This window comes from Massilia aerilata, assembly GCF_042656905.1.
GTDB classification, from domain to species: domain Bacteria; phylum Pseudomonadota; class Gammaproteobacteria; order Burkholderiales; family Burkholderiaceae_D; genus Telluria; species Telluria aerilata.
In genome coordinates this window covers 29,913-50,507 of the sequence record NZ_JBHSMZ010000012.1, presented here as the reverse complement: position 1 = coordinate 50,507, position 20,595 = coordinate 29,913, and the positions used below count along the sequence as shown (strand labels likewise).

The following is a 20,595-nucleotide window of genomic DNA, read 5'->3' as shown; positions in this document are numbered from 1 at the left end:
TGCGGCTGGTACCATATCGCCCCATGACCCAGCAACTGCGCGGCATTGCCGCCCTCATCCTCGTCGTTCTCGTGTGGGGCACGACCTTCCCCGCCATGAAAGATCTCACTGCGACCTTCTCGCCGGTGTGGATCATCCTGACGCGCTTCGCCCTCGCGGTGCTGATCCTGTCGCCTTTCCTGTGGCGCGCCCATGTGAGCGACCTGCGCTCCGGCGTGCTGCTGGGCATGGTCCTGTTCTTCTGCTACCTGTTCCAGGTCGAGGGCCTGGCCCTGACCAGCTCGAACCGCAACGCCTTCATCACCGGCCTGAATGTGCTGGTGGTGCCGCTGCTGGGCATTCTCGGCGGCCGCCTGCCGGAGCGCCGCATCGTGCTCGCGCTGGTGCTGGCGGTGGCCGGCCTGGCGGCGCTGTGCTGGGACGGCGGGGCCTGGGGCCGGGGCGATACCCTGGCCCTGCTGGGCGCCTTCTGCTTCGGCGCCTACGTCAAGCTCATGGAAATCCGCACCCGCACGGCGCAACGCCTGCTGAGCGTGACCGCGGCGCAGATCGGCACCGTGGCCGTCTGCGCGGCCGTGTGGCTGCTGCTGCGCGAGGCGCCGCGCGGCTTCGGGATGCTCGAAGACGGCGGCAATTACTGGCGCTACATTGGCGGCAACCTGCTGGCCTACTGGCCGAATTTCGCCTACCTGGGCGTGGTCTGCACCGCCGCCATCATCTCGCTGCAGGTCTGGGGCCAGTCGCGCACCACCGCCAACGAGGCGGCCGTGATCTACGCCTTCGAGCCGGGCGCGGCGGCCTTCTTCGGCTATTTCTGGCTGGGCGAGGCGATGACGGCGCGCGGCTGGCTGGGCGCGGCGCTGTTGATCTCCGGTATGATTGTCAGTCAATGGAATGCCGAGAGCCGGCCAGCCGCCGCGCTCGCCCCCGAGTAATGACCCTGATCCGTCCCCATGCAGCCCGCTGAACTGTCCAGCCTCGCGCGGGAAGCGCCGCTGCGTGTGCTGCTGGTGAATGCCGGCGAGCCGGATTCCCTGACCTGGTCCGGCATCGTGCAGCCGCTGCGCCTGGCGGCCAAGATGGTGGGGCCGGCGCGCCTGATCGTCGACGTGCGCAGCCCGGACAAATTCGCCGGCGACGCCCAGCGCCACTGGCACCTGGTGCTGCTGGTCGCCGATGAAGCCGAAGCCGGCCTGCGCCCGGCCAACATGCGGCTGCTGTCCCAGCGCTGCCGCGCCGCGCCCTGCTGGGGAGGCGTGGGCGCCGGCGTGCTGTGGCTGGCCGAAGCGGGCGCCTTCGTTGGTGCGCGCACCGCGCTGCCCTGGTCGCTGTACCCGGACGCCGACGCCATCGCCGACCAATCCATGCTGAGCCCCCATCTGTACGAAATCGACGGCGCGCGCCTGAGCTGTTGCGGCGGCGGCGCCAGCATCGACTTCGCGCTGACCCTGGTCGACATCCTGTTCGGCGCCACGGTCCAGGCTCAGGTCAAGGAAATCCTCTGCGTCGACCGCGTGCGCGGCCAGGAAGAACGCCAGCGCGTGGCCCTGCAGGCCCGCTTCGGGGTATTGCAGCCCAAGCTGACCGAGGCCGTGACGCTGATGGAAGCCAACATCGAAGAGCCGCTCTCGACCGACGACATCGCCCAGCTGGCCGGCATTTCGCGGCGCCAGCTGGAGCGCCTGTTCAAGCAATACCTGGGCAGCCTGCCTTCACGCTACTACCTCGAACTGCGCCTCAAACGCGCCCGCCAGCTGCTGCGCGACACCAATCACTCGATCGTGCAGGTCGGCCTGATGTGCGGCTTCTCCTCCGGCTCCCACTTCTCCACCGCCTTCGGCGCCCAGTTCGGCAACACGCCCCGCGAAGAACGCCAGCGGAAATTAGCAGAGTAACGAGTTCCATCAAACCGGGGTCAGAGCCCTTATTTTGGAAATTGTTCAAATGACATTGCCAAAAATCGGGGTCTGACCCCGGTTTGGGGTTGCGCAAATGTTGCTCGTCCAAAAATGAAAATGCCTGTCGCAGTTTGAAAAGAACTGCAAGGGTGGGCTTTTTATAATGGGGCGCTCGGCGCGGCTGCTGGAGTTCGCGCGACTCTTATTTGGATGAGGAAGAACGTCATGAATGCTAAGCTCGAATCGGGTGTCACTTCGCTGCCTGTCACACGCCAGACTTTCGACGAGGTCCTCGTCCCGACCTACGCCCCGGCCGCCATGGTGCCGGTGCGCGCCGCCGGTCTCGACGTCTGGGACCAGGAAGGCAAGCATTACCTCGATTTCACTTCCGGCATCGCCGTTTCGAGCCTCGGCCATTGCAACCCGCTGCTGGTCGACGCCGTCACGCGCCAGGTCAACACCCTGTGGCACCTCGGTAACGGCTACACCAACGAGCCGGTGCTGCGCCTGGCATCCATCCTGACCGCCGCCACCTTCGCCGACCGCGCCTTCTTCTGCAATTCCGGCGCCGAAGCCAACGAAGCCGCCCTGAAACTGGCGCGCAAGTACGCGCACACCAAGTTCGGCCCGCACAAGTCGCGCATCGTGTCCTGCCTGTCGTCCTTCCACGGCCGCACCCTGTTCACCGTGTCCGTCGGCGGCCAGCCGAAGTACACCGAGGGCTTCGAGCCGCTGCCGCAGGAAATCAACCACATCGCCTACAACGACATCGAGTCGGCGCGCACCGCCATCACCGATGACGTCGCCGCCGTGATCGTCGAGCCGATCCAGGGCGAAGGTGGCGTGATCCCGGGCGACATCGACTTCCTGAAGGCGCTGCGCGAGCTGTGCGACAAGACCGGCGCCCTGCTGGTGTTCGATGAAGTGCAGTCGGGCGTGGGCCGCACCGGCGCCCTGTACGACTACATGAACGTGGGCGTGACCCCGGACATCCTGACCTCGGCCAAGGCCCTCGGCAACGGCTACCCGATCGGCGCCATGCTGACCACCGACGAGATCGCGCAGCACTTCAACGTCGGCTCGCACGGCACCACCTACGGCGGCAACCCGCTGGCCGCGACCGTCGCCCTGAACGTGGTCGAGCAGATCAACCAGCCGTCCTTCCTGGCGCGCGTGAACGAAGCCAGCGCCAAGCTGTTCGCCCAGCTGGAAAAACTCTCGAACGACTTCCCGCAGCTGTTCGGCAAGCCGCGCGGCAAGGGCCTGCTGATCGGCCTGCCGATGGCCGAAGGAAACAAGGGCCGCGCCAAGGACTACACCAAGACCGCCGAGAAGCTGGGCCTGATGCTGCTGATCGCCGGCCCGGACGTGGTGCGCCTGGCGCCCGCGCTGGTGGTCTCGGACGAGCAGCTGATCGAAGCCGACCGCATCATGCGCGACGCCGCCCAAGCCTTCATCGCCGGCTGATCGGATAGCCGAAGCCGCCCGGCCGGCCGCGCAAGCAGCCGGCTTGTCCGACCCAAGATCGGGAGTTCCCATGTATGTTGTCCGTCCGGTAGAGCCCGCGGATGTCGGCGCCCTCGAGACGCTGCTGGCCGCCTCCATGCCGGGAGTGCATACCCTGCCGCGCACGCGCGAGAAGATCGCCGCCCTGGTCGAGCGCTCGGTCGCCTCGTTCGCGGCCCACGTCGACATCCCCAGCGAGGAAACCTACCTGTTCGTGCTGGAGGACCTCGCCACCCGCGAGCTGGCCGGCACCGCCGCGATCCACGCCTCGGCCGGTTCGAACGGCACCTATTTCGCCTTCCGCAACGACGTGATCCAGCAGGTCTCGCGCGACCTGAACATCAGCCACAGCGTGCACGCGCTCACCCTGTGCTCGGAGCTGACCGCCTACTCGCAGCTGTCCGGCTTCTTCATCAGCCAGAGCGTCCGCCAAAGCGACAGCGCCGCCCACGAAGCGGCCCTGCTGTCGCGCGCGCGCCTGCTGTATTCGGTGCTGGCGCCGCACCGCTTCGGCGACCGCTTCTTCGTGCCGCTGGCCGGCGTCACCGACGATGACGGCCAGTCGCCGTTCTGGGACGCGCTGGGCCGCAAGTTCTTCAAGATGGACTTCCTCGATGCCGAGCGCACCATCGGCGGCGCCCGCAACCGCACCCTGATCGTCGAGCTGATGCCGCACTACCCGGTGTATGTGCCGCTGCTGCCCGGCCCGGCGCAGGCGGCGCTCGGCCAGATCCACCCGAGCGGCCAGCTGGCCTTCGATCTGCTGACGGAAGAGGGCTTCGAAGCCGACGAGTACATCGACATCTTCGACGGCGGCCCGATCCTGCAGGCACACAAGAACGCGCTGCGCTCCTTCCGCAGCGCGATGGTGCGCAAGGTCGCGACCCAGGACCAGCCGGCCGGCGCGTCCGCAGGTCCGCATTCGCTGGTCGACTACGCCGTGGCCAGCAGCGAGCGCAAGTTCCGCGCCATCGTCGTGGCCTGCGCGCCGGCCGACAGCAGCGAGTCGCTGTGCCTGCCCGCCTGGGCCCAGCAGGCGCTCGGCGTCGCGCCCGGCGACAACGTCATCTGCGTGCGCATCTGACGCACCCCACCAAGAGGAATCCATGCTCGTAATTCGCGCAATCACCCTCGACGACATCGATCCCCTGATCGAGATGGCGCGCCAGGTCGGCAGCGGCATGACGACGCTGAAGCCGGACCGCGCGATGCTCGGCGAGCGCGTCGAGACCGCCGTCGCTTCCTTCGCCCAGGCCATCCCGCCCGAAAAACGCGACTACATGTTCGTGATGGAGGACACCGCCAACCATCGCCTGGCTGGCGTGTGCGCCATCAAGGGCGCGGTCGGCCTGACCGAGCCCTTTTATAACTACCGCATCGGCACCCTGGTCCACTCCAGCCGCGAGCTGGGCGTGTTCACGCGCATGGACACGCTCTACCTGTCGAACGACCTGACCGGTTCGAGCGAACTGTGCTCGCTGTTCCTGATGCCGGAATACCGCACCGGCCATAACGGCAAGTTCCTGTCGAAGAGCCGCTTCCTGTTCATCGCCCAGTTCCAGCAGCTGTTCACCGAAAAGATCATCGCCGAGATGCGCGGTTTCCAGCTCGACGACGGCACCTCGCCCTTCTACGAGGGCCTGGGCCGCCACTTCTTCAAGATGGATTTCGACCACGTCGATGGCCTGACCGCGCTCGGCAAGAAGTCCTTCATCGCCGAACTGATGCCGCGCCAGCCGCTGTACGTGGACTACCTGCCGGAAGATGCGCAGGCCGTGATCGGCCAGGTGCACCGCTCCACGCTCCCGGCGCGCAAGCTGCTGGAGCAGGAAGGCATGCACTACGAAGGTTACGTCGACATCTTCGACGCCGGCCCGGTGCTGCAAGGCCGCGTGTCCGAGCTGCGCGCGGTGCGCGACAGCGTGGCGACCGTGGCGGAAGAGGGCGTCCCGGAAGGCGAGTGCGACATCACCCTGGTCTCGAACACGAAACTCGAGGACTTCCGCATGATCCTCACGCAAACCTGCGACGGCGGCGCCAGGGTGGCGCTGAACGTGCGCGAACTGCAGCTGCTGCATTGCCAGGCGGGCGACCCGGTGCGCACGCTGTCACTCAATGTAAGGAAAAATTCGCATGGCTAATCTCTCCAATTACATCGACGGCGAGTGGCTCGCCGGCAGTGGCCAGGAGCTGGTCACGATCGATCCGTCCACCGGCCGCCAGACCTGGACCAGCAAGGAATCCTCGAAAGAGGACGTGGCGCGCGCTGTGCAGGCCGCCCGCGCGCACTTCGAAGACTGGGCCCTGACCCCGCTCGAGCAGCGTGTCGCCGTCTGCCAGCGTTTCCGCGACCTGCTCAAGGAGCACAACGAGGAACTGGCCGCGATCATCGCCGAGGAAGTCGGCAAGCCCTTGTGGGAAGCCCGCACCGAAGTCACGACCATGGCCAACAAGGTCGACATCTCGGTCCAGTCCTTCGGCGCCCGCACCGGCGAAGTGGCCAGCAAGGTCGCCGACGGCAATGCCGTGCTGCGCCACCGCCCGCATGGCGTGTTCGCCGTGTTCGGCCCCTACAACTTCCCCGGCCACCTGCCGAACGGCCACATCGTGCCGGCCCTGATCGCCGGGAACACGGTCGTCTTCAAGCCCAGCGAATTCGCGCCGCGCACGGCCGTGCGCACGGTCCAGCTGTGGGAACAGGCCGGCCTGCCGAAAGGCGTGCTGAACCTGGTCAACGGCGGCCGCGAGACCGGCATGGCGCTGGGCGCCAACGCCGACGTCGACGGCATCCTGTTCACCGGCTCCAGCCAGACCGGCGCCGCCCTGCATAAACAGTTCGGCGGCATGCCGGGCAAGATGCTGGCGCTGGAAATGGGCGGCAACAACCCGCTGGTCGTGTGGGACGTCAAGGACATCGACCCCGCCGTCCACCACGCCGTGATGTCGGCGTTCATTTCGGCCGGCCAGCGCTGCACCTGCGCGCGCCGCCTGATCGTGCACGACACCCCGGAGGGACAAGCCTTCATCGACCGCCTGGTGGAAGTCGCCGCCAGGCTGGTGGTCGGCCCCTCGAACGCCGAGCCGCAGCCCTTCATGGGCCCGGTGGTGTCCGCGCAGGTGGCCCAGCGTCTGGTCGAAGCGCAGCAGATGATGGAACAGAAGGGCGGCAAGGTGCTGCTGCAGATGCGCCAGCTCGATCCGAATGCCGGCTTCGTCACCGCGGGCATCGTCGACGTCACCGATGCGCAAGGCATCCCGGACGAGGAATGGTTCGGCCCCCTGCTGCAGATCGTGCGCGTGCCGGACTTCGACAGCGCCATCAAGGCCGCCAACGCCACCGAATTCGGCCTGGCCGCCGCGCTGCTGTCACCATCGGAAGAACTGTGGAAGCGCTTCGCCATCAAGGCCAGGGCCGGCGTGGTGAACTGGAACCGCCCGACCACCGGCGCGGCCAGCTCGGCGCCTTTCGGCGGCGTCGGCAAATCCGGCAACCACCGCCCGAGCGCCTACTACGCTGCCGACTACTGCGCCTACCCGGTCGCCTCGATCGAAACCGCCGAGCTGGAAATGCCGGCCAAACTGTCGCCTGGACTGAGCTTTTAAAATGCGTAACGCCCGCGAATTCAACTTCGACGGCCTGGTCGGCCCCTCGCACAACTACGCCGGCCTCTCCTTCGGCAACGTCGCCTCCTTCAACAACGTGAAGAGCGCCTCGAATCCGAGGCAGGCCGCCCTGCAGGGCCTTGCCAAGATGCGCGAACTGGCCGCGCGCGGCTTCGCGCAAGCCGTGCTGCCGCCGCAGGCGCGCCCGAACTTCCGCCTGCTGCGCCGTCTGGGCTTTTCCGGTACCGATGCCGACGTGCTGGCCCAGGCCTACCGCGAGTCGCCGGTGATCCTGGCCTGCGCCTATTCGGCATCGCCGATGTGGACCGCCAACGCCGCCACCGTCAGCCCCTCGAGCGACACCGCGGACGGCCGCGTGCACTTCACCGCCGCCAACCTGAACAACAAGCTGCACCGCGCCGAAGAGCACATCCAGTCGACCCGCACCCTGCGCGCGCTGTTCGCGAACAGCGACCGCTTCGTGGTGCACGAGCCGCTGCCGTCCACGCCGGCCTTCGGCGACGAAGGCGCGGCCAACCACACCCGCTTTGCCAGCGCCCACGGCGCGGCCGGCGTCGAGTTCTTCGTCTACGGGAAGGTCGAGTTCGACCCGTCCGCACCAAGCCCGAAAAAATACCCGGCGCGCCAGACCCTCGAAGCCTCGCAAGCCATCGCCCGCCTGCATGGCCTCGATAGCGCGCGCACCGTGTTCGCTTCGCAGAACCCGGACGTGATCGACCAGGGTGTGTTCCACAACGACGTGATCGCGGTCGGCAACGGCAACGTGCTGTTCTACCACGAGCAGGCCTTCGCCAACGAAGCCGGCACCCTGGACGCGCTGCGGCGCGCCCTGGCCGGCGTGGACGCCGATCTGCAGGCGGTGCGCGTCGATACGAACATGGTGCCGGTCGCCGATGCGGTGGCCAGCTACCTGTTCAACAGCCAGCTGCTGTCCAAGCCGGACGGCGGCATGGCGCTGGTGGTGCCGCACGAGTGCCGCGAGAACGCCTTTGTTTCGCGCTACCTGGAAAGCCTTATTGCGGGCGGCAGCGCCATCGACGAGCTGATCGAATTCGACCTGCGCCAGAGCATGCGCAACGGCGGCGGCCCTGCCTGCCTGCGCCTGCGCGTGGCGCTGACCGACGACGAAGCAGCGGCGATGCACCAGGGTGTGATCATGACCGAAGACCTGTACGCGAAACTCGTACCCTGGGTCGAGCGCCACTACCGCGACCACGTCGAGCCGAAGGACCTGGCCGACCCGCAGCTGGCCATCGAATGCGCCACCGCGCTGGAAGAGCTGGAACGCCTGCTCGGCCTGCCCGGACTGTACGAATTGAATTAGCAACACTGGGCCTGGAAGTGTTGCCGCATGGATACTAAACACGCCCGCAGCGTTTGCGCGGCATGTTCTAATAGCGGATTAGCTTTCGGGATAAGGAAGCACGGAATCTGGACGGGACAACCCCGTCCGCATAAGCCGGAGGACGCGTGGCCACAAGCCGTAGCGGACCTGGCACAACTACCAGCATTGGAGATGTAAATGAACAAAGCACTGCCGGCCGACCTGCGTACCCGTACGCTCGCCCTGGTTAATGATGAAAATGCGGATAACAAGCCGTCCGAACAGGTGGCCGCACTGATCGGCGCCTGGCTCGGTTCCCTCGACGACGAGGACCTGGCCGGCGTTTCGCCCGACAGCCTGGCGGCGATCCTGCAGGACGGCTTTGCCCAGGTCGCGCAACGCACCACGCCGGGCTGCCAGATCGCGCAGATGCGCTACACCGACGGCCGTTGCGGCATGTCGACCGCTCTCCTGATCCTCAACGAGGACATGCCCTACCTGGTCGACTCCTTCGTGATGGCGCTGCGCCGCCAGCGCGTGGTGGCTTCGGGCGTGATGAACGCCGTGCTGCCGGTGCGCCGCGATGCGAACGGCGCCGTCATCTCCGTCGGCGAAGCCGGCGCGCCGCTGGAATCCTACGTGCTTTGCCTGCTGGCCGAAGACCTGCCGCAGGATGAGCTGGACGCGCTGATCGGTCGCATCCAGATGGTGGCGCGCGACGCCGCCGTGGTGCACCGCGACGCCGTCGCCATGGGCGACCGCATGAGCGCCGTCGCCGCCGCGGCCGCCGCCCAGGGCACGCCTTCCGGCCAGGAAGTCGCCGCCTTCCTCGAGTGGGCCAAGAACGAAGGCTTCGAGCCCTTCGGCTATGCCTACTACTTCGTCAAGCCGGGCGTGCGCGAACTCGAACGCGACATCCCGAGCCGCATCGGCGTGCTGCGGGACACCTCGCACCCGGTCTACGCGACCAGCATCCAGAACATCCCGGGCGACTTCGAGATCCTCTCCAAGCGCGAAGAGACCCTGTCGATCGTGAAGGCCGACGTGGCCGGCACCCTGCACCGCGACCAGCCGCTCGACTTCATCGGCGTGCGCGCCACCGACGCCCAGGGCAACACCATCGGCGAACATTGCTTCATCGGCCTGTTCACCCGCGCCGCCACCTCGACCCCGCTGGCGCGCCTGCCGTTCGCGCGCGGCCGCGTGGCGAAGGTGCTGGGCATCGCCGGCGTGCGCCAGGAAGGCTTCCGCGCCGAGAAATTCCTCGAGATCCTCGAATCGCTGCCGCGTACCGAAGCGCTGGAAGCCGATCCGGAATGGCTGGCCCAGGTCTGCAGCTCGGTGGTCTCGCTGTACAAGCAGCCGCGCGCCAAGGTGTTCGCGCGCCGCGACGTCTACGCCCGCCACCTGAACGTGCTGATCTACCTGCCGCGCGAGCGCTACAGCGCCGCCGTGGTGGCCTCGCTGGCCCAGGCCCTGAAGGAAAGCTCGGGCGCCACCGACGTGCGCACCCAGACCATGGTGGCCGACGGCCCGCTGGCCCGCGTCTACCTGATCGCCGAAGCCGCGCGCAATCCGCTGGATCTCGAAACCGACATCCAGCAGCCGCTGCTGGCCGTGCTGGACGGCTGGCATGACCGCTACACCGTGCTGACCGAGGACATCGCCGACGTCCCGACCCGCAACGCACTGCGCAAGCTCATGCCGACCCTGCCGGTCAACTACGTGGCCGCCACCAATCCGGAAGTCGCCTTCCGCGACCTGTGCGCGCTGATCAACAACGGCAAGCCGAACCACGTGTCGGTGCGCATCGAAAGCGATGCCGCGACCGGCGCTTCGCTGCGCCTGTACTCGACCGGCAGCGTGCCTTCGCTGTCGCGCATCCTGCCGGCCCTGCAGAACGCCGGCGTCGCGATCGACCGCGAGCAGGCTTTCGCCATCACCACCAACGACGGTACCCGCCACTTCGTGACCAGCCTGATCGTCGATGAGGAAAGCGCGGCCAAGCTGGCCAAGCCGGGCATCGCCGACGTCGCCGAAGAGCTGTTCGCCGCCCTGTTCAACGATGAAGCCGAAGATGGCCGCCTGAACGGTCTCACCATCGAAGGCGGCCTGTCGACCCGCGAAGTGCAGCTGGTCCGCGCCTACATCAGCTACTGGCGCCAGGCAGGCAGCAAGTTCTCGACCCGCTACATGGCCGAAACCCTGCGCCTGCGCGCCGGCCTGGTGCGCGAACTGGTGGAAGGCTTCAAGCTGCGCTTCAACCCGGCGCTGTCGGAAGACGAACACGCTTCCGGCAACGCCAAGCTGGCCGAGCTGAAGGCCGGCCTGGCCAAGGTCAATCACGCCGACACCGAAGAGATCATGGCCGCCCTGGTCGACCTGGTGATGGCGACCGTGCGCACGAATTACTTCCAGAACGAGGGCGAGAAGATCATCTTCAAGCTCAACACCAGCAACCTGATGCTGGTGCCGGAACCGCGTCCGTTCCGCGAAATCTATGTGTTCTCGCGCCGCTTCGAAGGCGTGCACCTGCGCGGCGGCCCGGTCGCCCGCGGCGGCCTGCGCTGGTCGGACCGCATGGAAGACTACCGCACCGAGGTGCTGGGCCTGGTGAAGGCGCAGATGGTCAAGAACGCCGTGATCGTGCCGGCCGGCTCGAAGGGCGGCTTCGTCTGCAAGCAGATGCCGAAGGACGCCGTGCGTGAAGTGGTGGCGGCCGAAGGCGAAGCAGTCTACCGCCTGTTCATCGCCAGCCTGCTGGAAGTGACCGACAACCGCGTGCGCGGCGAGATCGTACCGCCGAACGCCACCGTGCGCTACGACCAGGACGACCCTTACCTGGTGGTCGCCGCCGACAAGGGCACCGCGACCTTCTCCGACATCGCCAACAGCATCGCCGTCTCGCGCGGCTTCTGGCTGGGCGACGCCTTCGCCTCGGGCGGCTCGAACGGCTACGACCACAAGAAGATGGGCATCACCGCGAAGGGCGCCTTCGAAGCCGTCAAGCGCCACTTCTACGAAATGGGCCACGACATGGCCACCACCCCGATCACCATGGTCGGCGTGGGCGACATGTCGGGCGACGTGTTCGGCAACGGCGTGCTGCTGTCGCGCCAGCTGAAAGTGCTGGCCGCCTTCGACCACCGCCACATCTTCCTGGATCCGACCCCGGACGTCGAAGTCTCGTTCAAGGAACGCGAGCGCATGTTCGCGCTGCCGCGCTCCTCGTGGGAAGATTACGACAAGAGCCTGATCTCGGCCGGCGGCGGCGTGTTCCCGCGCTCGGCGCGCCACATCGAGCTGTCGCCTGAAGTGCGCGCAGCCCTCGATATCGCAGAGACCTCGCTGACCCCGGAAGAGCTGATGCACCGCATCCTGCTGGCGCCGGTGGACCTGTTCTACAACGGCGGCATCGGCACCTACATCAAGTCGTCCAGCGAGACCCACGCCCAGGTGAAGGACCGCGCCAACGACAACATCCGCGTCAACGGCAGCGAATTGCGCTGCAAGGTCGTGGCCGAAGGCGGCAACCTGGGCGCGACCCAGGCCGGCCGTATCGAATTCGCGCTGGCCGGCGGCCGCATCTTCACCGATGCGATCGACAACTCGGCCGGTGTGGATTGCTCCGACCACGAAGTCAACATCAAGATCTGGCTGGACACCGAAGTCAACGCCGGCCAGCTGCCGGAAGCGGACCGCAACCGCGTGCTGAACGAAATGACCGGCGCCGTGGAAGACCTGGTCCTGCGCGACAACACCCTGCAGACCCACCTGCTGGTGCGCGAAGCACAGGCGCAGTCGAACAGCGCTGTCGTCGATGGCTACGCCGCCCTGATCTCCAGCCTGGAGCTCGAGGGCGCCGTGTCGCGCGAACTGGAGCAGCTGCCGTCGGAAACCGAGCTGGCGCGCCGCAAGGCCCTCGGCCTGGGCCTGACCACGCCGGAACTGGCGGTGGTCATCGCCAACGTCAAGAACCGCTTCAAGCGCGTGCTGGCTGCGCTGCCGCTGACGGAATTGCCGTGGGCCGAGACCGTGCTGCGTCCGTACTTCCCGGAACAGCTGGTCGCCACCCGCAAGCCGCTGGATCACCCGCTGGCCAACGCCATCCTGGCGACCGTGCTGGCCAACGAGTCGGTCAACCGCTGCGGTCCGCTGATGCTGCGCGACCTGGCGCTGGAACACCGCATCGACGACGCCGAAGTGGTCAAGGCCTGGGGCCAGGCCTGGTCGGCGCTGCACCTGGCGCCGGTGTTCGACGCGCTCGACGCCGACGCCCTGAAGGTGCCGCGCGACGTCTCGCAGACGGTCGATGCGCGCACCCGCGCGATGCTGCGCACCGTGATCGAAGGCGTGCTGTCGCTGCCGGCGGAACAAGCCGGCGCCGGCGGCATGGCCGAGCTGTCGAACCTGTTCTCGCAGCCGGAGCAACTGGGCGCCTTGAACCCGGCCAAGTCGGATGCGGACGCCCACGCCGGCCTGTCGCCGTCCTTCGTGCAGGCCTGGAAGGCGGTCGACACGGTCGAATCGCTGGCGGCCTTCCTGTTCGCCGCGGTGTCGGTGCAGCGCCCAAGCGGCATGTCGCTGGCCGAGTTCCTGCAGGTCGGCATGGTGCTGCGCGCCGCTTCCGGTATCGACACGCTGGAGCGAGGCCTGAAGCTGCCGGCCACCAGCAAGTCGCAGGAACAGCTGCGCAACTACGCGATGCAGGCACTGCGCCGCACCCAGCAGCGCCTGCTGCTGACCGTGCTGGAACGCACCCGCCAGACCGGCGACATGCAGGCTGCCGTGCGCGACACCACCGGCGCGATGGGCCTGACCGGCTTCGCTCAGCCGACCGACCTCGAACAGGCAATGCTGAACGTCTGGTCGCTGTCGGAAGGTTCGAGCCCGGAACGCATCGCGGCCTAAGGCTCGGCGATGAGCAAAGCTTCGTTCGAAGCACTGCCGGAATCGGTACGGGCCCTGGCCCAGGCCGATTTCGGCCAGGTGGCGGATCTGTTCCGCGCTGCCGGCTTCACGGTCGGCCTGCCCGCCAAGGGCGTGCTGACCGTGAAGTCCGCGCAGCCGGATGCGGATCGTCCGGCCGTGCTGCTGTCGGTGGGCGTGCACGGCGACGAGACCGGGCCGATCGAGATGGTCGCGCACACGGTCGATGCCTTGTCGCGTGCACCGCACGGGCTGAAGGTGGACCTGATGCTATGCGTCGGCAGCATCGATGCGATCGCGGTCGGCAAGCGTTTCATCGACGCCGACCTGAATCGCATGTTCCGTCTCGACCGCGGCGACCTTGCCGCTACCTTCGAGGCGGGCAGGGCGGACACCCTGATCGCGGCCACCCGCGATTTCTTCGACGGCGCCGGCCCCCGGCGCTGGCACCTCGACCTGCACACGGCGATCCGCGCCTCGCGCTATCCGCAGTTTGCGATCGTGCCCGAGCTGATTGCCGATGGTCCGCGCAATGCGCTGATCGAATGGCTGGGGCAGGGCGGCATCGAAGCCGTCATCATGAACCCGAAGTCGGCCGGCACCTATTCGTACTGGACCGCGGAGCAGCATGGCGCCGCCTCCAGCACGGTGGAGCTGGGCCGCATCGGCACGCTGGGGCAGAACGACTTGTCGCAGTTTGCGGCGATGAGCGCCGCCTTGCATGCGCTGCTGCGTGGTCTCCCTGCGCCGCAGGGCGCCGCGCCGCTGGTGTTCAATACGGTGCAGTCGATCACCAAGCTGTCCGATGCATTCAGGATGAGTTTTGGTCGCGAGACCGAAAATTTCACCCCTCTCAAACAGGGAGACGTGATCGCCACCGATGGCGACACCGTCTACACCGTCAAGCACGACGAGGAATTCGTCGTCTTCCCCAACCCGGACGTGCGTGTGGGTCTGCGCGCCGGGATCATGGTGGTGCGCACGTAAATTTGCTGTGCGCGCTAGACTACCCCTTTCGAACGAAAGGGGAGTCTTTTCCATGAGTATGCTGTTTTCTCCGATCAAGCTCGGCCCGATCGAACTGCCCAACCGCATCGCCATCGCCCCGATGTGCCAGTACTCGGCCGCGGAAGGCCACGCGACCGACTGGCACATGATCCACCTCGGCCACCTGGCCTTGTCCGGCGCCGGCCTCCTGATCATCGAAGCCACCGCGGTCACGCCGGAGGGACGCATCTCGCCCGAGGACCTGGGTCTGTGGTCGGACGCGCACGCGGCTTCGCTCGAGCCGGTCGTCAACGCCATGCGCAAGCACTCCCCGATCAGGATCGCGATCCAGCTCGGCCACGCCGGCCGCAAGGCGTCCAGCGAAGTGCCGTGGCAGGGCGGGGCGAATATCCCGGTCGACCACCAGCGCGGCTGGCAGACCGTGGCGCCCTCGAATGTGCCGCATGCGCAGGGCGAAACCGTGCCGCTGGCGCTCGATGCGGAAGGACTGCAAGGCGTGAAGGAAGCCTTTGCCGCCGCCGCCCGCCGCGCCGATGCCCTGGGCCTGGACGCGATCGAGATCCATGGCGCCCACGGCTATCTGCTGCACCAGTTCCTGTCGCCGCTGGCTAACCGGCGCAGCGACCGATATGGCGGCTCGCTCGAGAACCGCATGCGTTTTCCATTGGAGGTGTTCGACGCGGTCCGCGCGGCGGTGTCGGCGGAAATGGTGGTCGGCATGCGCATCTCGGCCACCGACTGGGTCGAGGGCGGCTGGGACCTGGAGCAGAGCCTGGCCTTGAGCGCGGAACTCGAAAAGCGCGGCTGCCAGTTCATCCACGTGTCGAGCGGCGGCGTGTCGCCGCAGCAGAAGATCCCGGTGGGGCCGGGCTACCAGATCGAGTTCGCGGCCCGCATCCGGCAGCAGACCGCCATGCCGGTCATCGGCGTGGGCCTGATCACGGAAGCGAAACAGGCCGAGACCATCGTCCAGACCGGCCAGGCCGACATGGTGGCGCTGGCGCGCGCGATGCTGTACGACCCGCGCTGGCCCTGGCATGCGGCGGCCGAGCTGGGCGCCAGCGTGAGCGCGCCGCCGCAGTACTGGCGCTCGCAGCCGCACGAGTTCAAGAACCTGTTCGGCGATACGCGGCTCGGACAGAGGTAAAGAAGCGCGCCAATCCGTGCCAGCCACCGTTCGTTCCGCATTTTTAGCAGTTTGTCGCATGGCGCGGGATGGCTGGAAGCTCTCTTGTTAGAGTAAGTCATCCCAAACAAGAAAGGCCATCCTCCATGCGTACCCTGCTTGCCATCGCCTGCCTCGCCGCCCTCGGCGGCTGCGCCATCGTCGTCGCTCCCGGCGCCGACGGCGACTACACCGTTCGTACCCCCTTCAACGGCAACACGATCGAAGGTGACGGCATCGCCGCGCACGAGCAGCGCTCGGTCGGCACCGTGAATGGCCTGGACGTGAATGGCGCCATCGTGGTCGACGTGCGGGTCGGCCCGGCCACCTCGCTGGTGGTGGAGGCCGACAGCAACCTGCTGCCGCTGATCCGCACCGACGTGCGCGGCGATACCCTGAACATCCATACCGACCGTTCTTACCGCAGCCGCAATCCGGTGCACGTGATCTACACGGTGCCGCGCCTGACCGACCTGCACCAGAACGGCTCCGGCCGCATCGCGGTGGAAGGCCTGTCCGGCTCCCCGCTGACCGTGCGCCGCAACGGCTCGGGCATGGTGTCCCTGTCCGGCCAGGTGGCCAGCCTGGAGGTCGACAACAACGGTTCCGGCAGCGTCGACGCCAGCCGCCTGCAGAGCGCCAGCGCCAAGCTGGCCATGAGCGGCTCCGGCCGTCTCGAAGTCGGCCAGGTACGCGGCGACTATGCGATCGTCAATCTGAACGGCTCGGGCCAGCTGCATGTGAGCGGCACGGTGCGCTCGCTGACGGCGCGTTCGAACGGCTCCGGCCACCTCGACCTGGCGAAGCTGACCAGCGACCAGGCCGACCTCTCGTCCTCGGGCTCGGGCGGCATCACCGCCAACGTGCGACAGTCGCTGATCGCGCAGAACGGCGGCTCGGGCGGCATCCGCGTGTACGGCAACCCGGGGCAGCGCTCGGTGAGCGGCAACCACGTGCAGATGCTGAATTGAAAAAGGGCGCGTGACGGAATCCGTTCACGCGCCCATCGGCGTTCATGTAGGGTGGGCACCCCGTGCCCACGCATCATCACCGCAAATTACAGCAGGTGATCCAGCAACTCCGGCCCGAACACCTCGCGATGCAGGCGCGCCGCCGGCACGCCCGCATGCAGCAGCGACAGCCACTGCGCCTGCATGAACTTGTGCGGACCGCACAGCCACACTTCCGCTTCCTCGCGCTTCCACACCGGCAGCCTGGCCAGGTCCATGCGGCCTTCGACATCTTCGTAGAAGCTCACCACCGCCAGGTTCGGCATGATCGCCTTCAGCGCTTCCACGTCCGCACGCAGCGCGTGGTGGGCGGCATTGCGGGCGGCATGGGCGAAGATCACGCGGCGCTGCGGGTTCACCGCGGCGATGCGCTTGACCGCGGACACCATCGGGGTCACGCCGACGCCGGCCGACAGCAGCACGATGGTCTGCTCGTCTTCCGTGTTCGGGGTGAACTCGCCGAAGGGGTGCGACACCTGCAGGACCGAACCCACCTGCACGTTCCGGTGCAGCCAGTTCGACACCATGCCGGCCGGCGTTTCGGCGCCATCTTCACGCTTGACCGAGATGCGCCAGGAATCAAGGCCCGGCGCATCGGACAGGCTGTACTGGCGCAGCTGGTGGCGGCCATCCGGCAGGTCCACGGCGACGCTGACGTACTGGCCCGGCTTGAAGGCCGGCAGCGGCTTCTCGTCCGCAGCGACCAGGCGGAAGGACATCACGTTCTCGCTCTCGCGGCGCACTTCCGTGACGCGCATCAAGCGGGTCTCGCCCGGCTGGATGCCGGCGGTGTCATACATCTCGGCTTCGGCGGCGATCAAGAGCTTGGCCAGCGAGCCGTAGGCTTCGGCCCAGGCATCCAGCAGCGGCTGGGTGGCGGCGTCGCCCAGGGTTTCGGCAATCGCGCCGAGCAGGTGGTGGCCGACGATCGGGTAGTGCTCGGCGCGGATGCCGACCGAGACGTGCTTGTGGACGATACGATTCACCACCGGGCCCAGCGCGCTCGGATTGCCGATGTTCGCGGCATAGGCGAACACCGCCGACGCCAGCGATTGCTGCTGCGCGCCGCTCGCCTGGTTGCCCATGTTGAAGAGGCTGGTCAGCTCAGGGTGCGCCTTGAACATGTTCGCGTAAAACAGCTTCGTGATGCTCAGGCCGTGCTGGCGCAGGACCGGTACGCTGGCGTCGATGAAGGGGCGGGAAGCGTCGGAAATCATGATTCGTCCTTATTGATGCATCTGAAATGCAGATTTAAGTTTCAAAAAAACGCCCACAAAAGGGCTCAAGCCAAAACAATAAAGCCAGTACTTACTTCTATTCAATCGCAGCAGGCGCGCCGCTTGCCGCTGGCATGCCGCTCCAGAACATCTTGTGCATCCGGATCACCTGCTCGCCGGTCGCGCCCGAGGTCGCCTGAGCCAGCGTGTAGCCGTCCATGGCTTCGTAGAACGCGCGCATGCCGGCGCGCAGCATGCCGCGCAGCTGGCAGTCGAGCTTGAGGGCGCAGTTCGTGCCCTCGCAATCGACCAGTTCGTCTTCTTCGCCTTCCAGCTTGCGCAGCACCTGGCCGATCGTGAGCGTGGCCGGGTCGGCCAGCAGGCGCAGGCCGCCGTTGCGTCCGCGCGTCGCCTTGATCCAGCCCAGCTTGGCCAGCTGGCCGACCACTTTGACCAGGTGGTTCAGCGGGATGTCGAACTGGCTGCTGATCTCCGCCACCGTCACGGGCTGCGAACGTTCGCCGGCCCGCTCCAGGTAAATGAGCACGCGCAAACCAATATCGGAGAAGCGGGTGAGGCGCATCGTGTGTTCTTCGTAATGACAGGCGTATTCTACTAAATATGCATAAAAAATGCATCTTTAAGGAAAGTATTTTTTCCGAGCATTGCAAAATGTTATCTATAAGTGGCTGGCAACTGGCCCTATAATCGCAAGCTTTGGAAGTGCGACCAGAGGACACGCCGTGAATCAGACATTGGGCCAGAAGCTGTTGAGAACCAAGACCTTGGAGCGTAAGCGCGAGGACGGCCACGACACGGGTGGCGGCCTGCATCGTACCCTGGGCCTGTTCCCCCTGACCATGATCGGCGTCGGCGCCACCATCGGCACCGGCATCTTCTTCACCATGGTCGAAGCGGTGCCGAAGGCCGGCCCGGCGGTCGTCCTGTCCTTCCTGCTGGCCGCCATTACCGCCGGCCTCACCGCGCTGTGCTACGCCGAACTGGCGGACCGCGTGCCGGCCTCCGGCTCGTCCTACTCCTTCGCCTACGCCACCGTGGGCGAGTTCGCCGCCTTCATCGTCGCCGCCTGCCTGCTGCTGGAATACGGCCTGGCCGGCAGCGCCACCGCAATCGGCTGGTCCGATTACCTCAACAACTTCCTGCAGAACGCGTTCGGCTGGCAGATTCCGGAAGCGCTGCGCTCGCCGCTGATCGTCTCCGGCAAGGAGGGCATCGAGATCCATGCCGGCCACATCAACCTGCCGCCCATCCTGCTGGTGGTGCTGTGCTGCGTGCTGCTGATCCGCGGCACCAAGGAATCGGCCACCACCAACGCCGTCATGGTCGTCATCAAGCTGGCCATCCTGGTGTTCTTCTCGGCGATCGCCCTGAGCGGCTTCGACATCAACAACTTCCACCCCTTCTTCTCGGGCGCCAACGTCCATAGCGCGGGCGGCATGGCCGGCGTGACGGCGGCGGCCGGCACCGTGTTCTTCTCCTTCATCGGCATCGACACCATCGCCACCGCCGGCGAGGAAACCCGCAACCCGACCCGCGACGTGCCGCTCGGGATCCTGGCGGCCCTGGTCATCGTGACCGTGTTCTACATGCTGGTGGCGATTGCCGCGATGGGCGCCCAGCCGGCCCACATGTTCGAAGGCCAGGAGGCGGGCCTCGCCGTGATCCTGCAGAACGTCACCGGCAAGGCCTGGCCGGCGCTGGTGCTGTCGGCCGGCGCCGTCATCTCCGTGTTCTCGGTGACCCTGGTGACCATCTACGGCCAGACCCGCATCCTGTACGCGATCTCGCGCGACGGCCTGATTCCCAAGACCTTCCAGCAGGTGAGCCCGCGCACCCAGTCGCCGGTGGCGAACACCCTGATCGTCTCGATCGTGGTGGCCATCGTGGCCGGCCTGGTCGACGCCACCTTCCTGTGGGACATGGTGAGCATGGGCACCCTGGTGGCCTTCATCGTGGTGTCGATCGCGGTGCCGGTCATCCGCCGCAAGCAGGGCAAGGACAGCGTCAGCGGCCGCAAGGGATTCCGCGTGCCCTTCGGCCCCTACCTGGTGCCGGGCCTGTCGATCCTGGCCTGCCTGTACCTGGTGTTCGGCCTGTCGAAGGTCACCTATAGCGTGTTCGCGGTGTGGATGACGGTGGCGGTGCTGACCTATTTCGGCTACGGGCTGCGCAACAGCCGTTTGAACAAATCGGGTGCGCAGCAGACCGAGCTGACGCACTGAGATGGACACGATCCGGCGCGCCACCCACGCCTTCCTGCGCGAAGCCGCCTAGCCGTTGGTGGCCAGCATGCCGAGGCGCCGTTCCGCCGCCTTGCCGACGAACGCCTTCAGCACCCCGAAGTAGTCGATGCAGTAGTCCAGCGCATCCTCGTTGCGCCAGATGCCATCCGGGTAGATCTGCAGCGCCTGCATCTCGGCCGGGTCGAAACGCGCCCTCAGCGTGGCTTGGTCGATGCCGCGCAGGGCCTGGTCGATCAGCTGCACCTCGGCCGCACGGAAAGCCCGCGCCGGGCCGACGCCGACTTCGATGTCGCCGACCGCCGCGCCGCCGTCGACCAGGAAGTTGAGCGGGAAGGCGCCGCCCCAATCCGTTTTCGTGAGCAGGTAGTGGATGCCGTGCCAGGCCTTGTCGACATCGGTCTCCGCGGTGTCGCCGTCCGCCGGCTCCAGCTCGGCCGGCGCTGCCGCCGGTTCGCTCCTGCGTCCCAGCAGGCGGCCCAGCAAACCCGGCCTGGCGGCCTGCCGGTAGCTGGCATAGGCTTCGGGATCGTCCGGCGCGACCACCTTCCAGACCAGCGGCGGATCCGCGAGGATCTTCTCGATGTTACGGTCGCTCACCATATAAAAAGCGGCAATCATTCCCATCTGCGTCTCCTTCGAAAAAAAAGCCA

The 20,595-nt window shown here is 66.9% G+C and carries 15 protein-coding genes; 12 read left to right on the top strand and 3 right to left on the bottom strand.

Going from position 1 to position 20,595, the window contains the following annotated elements; all coding sequences use genetic code 11:
* The first annotated feature begins 23 nt into the window (after positions 1 to 23).
* The 11 genes from ACFPO9_RS16485 (at position 24) to ACFPO9_RS16435 (ending at position 16,425) form a co-directional block, all read left to right on the top strand.
* Positions 24 to 935 (top strand): DMT family transporter, encoded by a 912-nt coding sequence (locus ACFPO9_RS16485; RefSeq protein WP_379772236.1) that lies wholly within the window; start codon positions 24 to 26, stop codon positions 933 to 935.
* 18 nt (positions 936 to 953) lie between these two features.
* On the top strand, positions 954 to 1,895 hold the full coding sequence (locus ACFPO9_RS16480; RefSeq protein WP_379772234.1) for a GlxA family transcriptional regulator: 942 nt from the start codon (positions 954 to 956) through the stop codon (positions 1,893 to 1,895).
* A gap of 228 nt (positions 1,896 to 2,123) precedes the next feature.
* Positions 2,124 to 3,365 carry an acetylornithine/succinyldiaminopimelate transaminase gene (locus tag ACFPO9_RS16475; RefSeq protein WP_379772232.1) on the top strand — a complete coding sequence of 414 codons (1,242 nt, stop codon included), beginning with the start codon at positions 2,124 to 2,126 and terminating at the stop codon, positions 3,363 to 3,365.
* Between the two features lie 70 nt (positions 3,366 to 3,435).
* The gene (locus tag ACFPO9_RS16470; RefSeq protein WP_379772231.1) at positions 3,436 to 4,488 is read left to right on the top strand and encodes an arginine N-succinyltransferase; all 1,053 of its coding nucleotides are present in this window, start codon (positions 3,436 to 3,438) and stop codon (positions 4,486 to 4,488) included.
* Between the two features lie 22 nt (positions 4,489 to 4,510).
* Complete coding sequence (gene astA, locus ACFPO9_RS16465; protein ID WP_379772230.1) at positions 4,511 to 5,545, top strand: arginine N-succinyltransferase; 1,035 nt, start codon at positions 4,511 to 4,513, stop codon at positions 5,543 to 5,545.
* Positions 5,538 to 7,007, top strand: coding sequence for a succinylglutamate-semialdehyde dehydrogenase (gene astD / locus ACFPO9_RS16460; protein WP_379772229.1), 1,470 nt, complete (start codon positions 5,538 to 5,540; stop codon positions 7,005 to 7,007). Before astA ends, astD begins: the two co-directional genes overlap by 8 nt.
* 1 nt (position 7,008) lies before the next feature.
* Positions 7,009 to 8,352, top strand: coding sequence for an N-succinylarginine dihydrolase (gene astB / locus ACFPO9_RS16455; RefSeq protein WP_379772227.1), 1,344 nt, complete (start codon positions 7,009 to 7,011; stop codon positions 8,350 to 8,352).
* A gap of 198 nt (positions 8,353 to 8,550) precedes the next feature.
* Complete coding sequence (locus tag ACFPO9_RS16450; protein ID WP_379772226.1) at positions 8,551 to 13,263, top strand: NAD-glutamate dehydrogenase domain-containing protein; 4,713 nt, start codon at positions 8,551 to 8,553, stop codon at positions 13,261 to 13,263.
* A 9-nt stretch (positions 13,264 to 13,272) separates the two neighbouring features.
* Positions 13,273 to 14,268: a succinylglutamate desuccinylase gene (locus ACFPO9_RS16445; protein WP_379772224.1), complete on the top strand. Its 996-nt coding sequence runs from the start codon at positions 13,273 to 13,275 to the stop codon at positions 14,266 to 14,268.
* A 52-nt stretch (positions 14,269 to 14,320) separates the two neighbouring features.
* Positions 14,321 to 15,436, top strand: a complete 1,116-nt coding sequence (locus ACFPO9_RS16440; protein WP_379772223.1) for an NADH:flavin oxidoreductase/NADH oxidase — start codon at positions 14,321 to 14,323, stop codon at positions 15,434 to 15,436.
* Positions 15,437 to 15,561: 125 nt separating this feature from the next.
* Entirely contained in the window at positions 15,562 to 16,425 is an 864-nt protein-coding gene (locus ACFPO9_RS16435; RefSeq protein WP_379772221.1) for a head GIN domain-containing protein, read from the top strand.
* Between the two features lie 86 nt (positions 16,426 to 16,511).
* Here the strand turns inward: ACFPO9_RS16435 and ACFPO9_RS16430 are convergent, their stop codons facing one another.
* Together ACFPO9_RS16430 and ACFPO9_RS16425 are read right to left on the bottom strand one after the other, a co-directional pair.
* On the bottom strand, positions 16,512 to 17,681 hold the full coding sequence (locus ACFPO9_RS16430; protein ID WP_379772219.1) for a globin domain-containing protein: 1,170 nt from the start codon (positions 17,679 to 17,681) through the stop codon (positions 16,512 to 16,514).
* A 97-nt stretch (positions 17,682 to 17,778) separates the two neighbouring features.
* Entirely contained in the window at positions 17,779 to 18,264 is a 486-nt protein-coding gene (locus ACFPO9_RS16425; protein WP_379772217.1) for an RrF2 family transcriptional regulator, read from the bottom strand.
* Between the two features lie 160 nt (positions 18,265 to 18,424).
* On the opposite strand from ACFPO9_RS16425, the gene ACFPO9_RS16420 reads away from it, so the two are divergent.
* Complete coding sequence (locus tag ACFPO9_RS16420) at positions 18,425 to 19,924, top strand: APC family permease (protein WP_379772215.1); 1,500 nt, start codon at positions 18,425 to 18,427, stop codon at positions 19,922 to 19,924.
* 48 nt (positions 19,925 to 19,972) lie between these two features.
* Here ACFPO9_RS16420 and ACFPO9_RS16415 read toward each other — a convergent pair whose 3' ends face one another.
* Positions 19,973 to 20,569 carry a YfbM family protein gene (locus tag ACFPO9_RS16415; protein WP_379772213.1) on the bottom strand — a complete coding sequence of 199 codons (597 nt, stop codon included), beginning with the start codon at positions 20,567 to 20,569 and terminating at the stop codon, positions 19,973 to 19,975.
* Positions 20,570 to 20,595 lie beyond the last annotated feature (26 nt).

What these genes read in the sequence shown, in the direction of transcription:
- astB (WP_379772227.1), top strand. Translation starts at nt 7,009, where the DNA reads ATGCGTAACGCCCGCGAATTCAACTTCGACGGCCTGGTCGGCCCCTCG.
- ACFPO9_RS16425 (WP_379772217.1), bottom strand. Translation starts at nt 18,264, where the DNA reads ATGCGCCTCACCCGCTTCTCCGATATTGGTTTGCGCGTGCTCATTTAC.
- ACFPO9_RS16485 (WP_379772236.1), top strand. Translation starts at nt 24, where the DNA reads ATGACCCAGCAACTGCGCGGCATTGCCGCCCTCATCCTCGTCGTTCTC.
- ACFPO9_RS16430 (WP_379772219.1), bottom strand. Translation starts at nt 17,681, where the DNA reads ATGATTTCCGACGCTTCCCGCCCCTTCATCGACGCCAGCGTACCGGTC.
- ACFPO9_RS16415 (WP_379772213.1), bottom strand. Translation starts at nt 20,569, where the DNA reads ATGGGAATGATTGCCGCTTTTTATATGGTGAGCGACCGTAACATCGAG.
- ACFPO9_RS16475 (WP_379772232.1), top strand. Translation starts at nt 2,124, where the DNA reads ATGAATGCTAAGCTCGAATCGGGTGTCACTTCGCTGCCTGTCACACGC.
- ACFPO9_RS16470 (WP_379772231.1), top strand. Translation starts at nt 3,436, where the DNA reads ATGTATGTTGTCCGTCCGGTAGAGCCCGCGGATGTCGGCGCCCTCGAG.
- ACFPO9_RS16445 (WP_379772224.1), top strand. Translation starts at nt 13,273, where the DNA reads ATGAGCAAAGCTTCGTTCGAAGCACTGCCGGAATCGGTACGGGCCCTG.
- ACFPO9_RS16440 (WP_379772223.1), top strand. Translation starts at nt 14,321, where the DNA reads ATGAGTATGCTGTTTTCTCCGATCAAGCTCGGCCCGATCGAACTGCCC.
- astD (WP_379772229.1), top strand. Translation starts at nt 5,538, where the DNA reads ATGGCTAATCTCTCCAATTACATCGACGGCGAGTGGCTCGCCGGCAGT.
- ACFPO9_RS16480 (WP_379772234.1), top strand. Translation starts at nt 954, where the DNA reads ATGCAGCCCGCTGAACTGTCCAGCCTCGCGCGGGAAGCGCCGCTGCGT.
- astA (WP_379772230.1), top strand. Translation starts at nt 4,511, where the DNA reads ATGCTCGTAATTCGCGCAATCACCCTCGACGACATCGATCCCCTGATC.
- ACFPO9_RS16435 (WP_379772221.1), top strand. Translation starts at nt 15,562, where the DNA reads ATGCGTACCCTGCTTGCCATCGCCTGCCTCGCCGCCCTCGGCGGCTGC.
- ACFPO9_RS16450 (WP_379772226.1), top strand. Translation starts at nt 8,551, where the DNA reads ATGAACAAAGCACTGCCGGCCGACCTGCGTACCCGTACGCTCGCCCTG.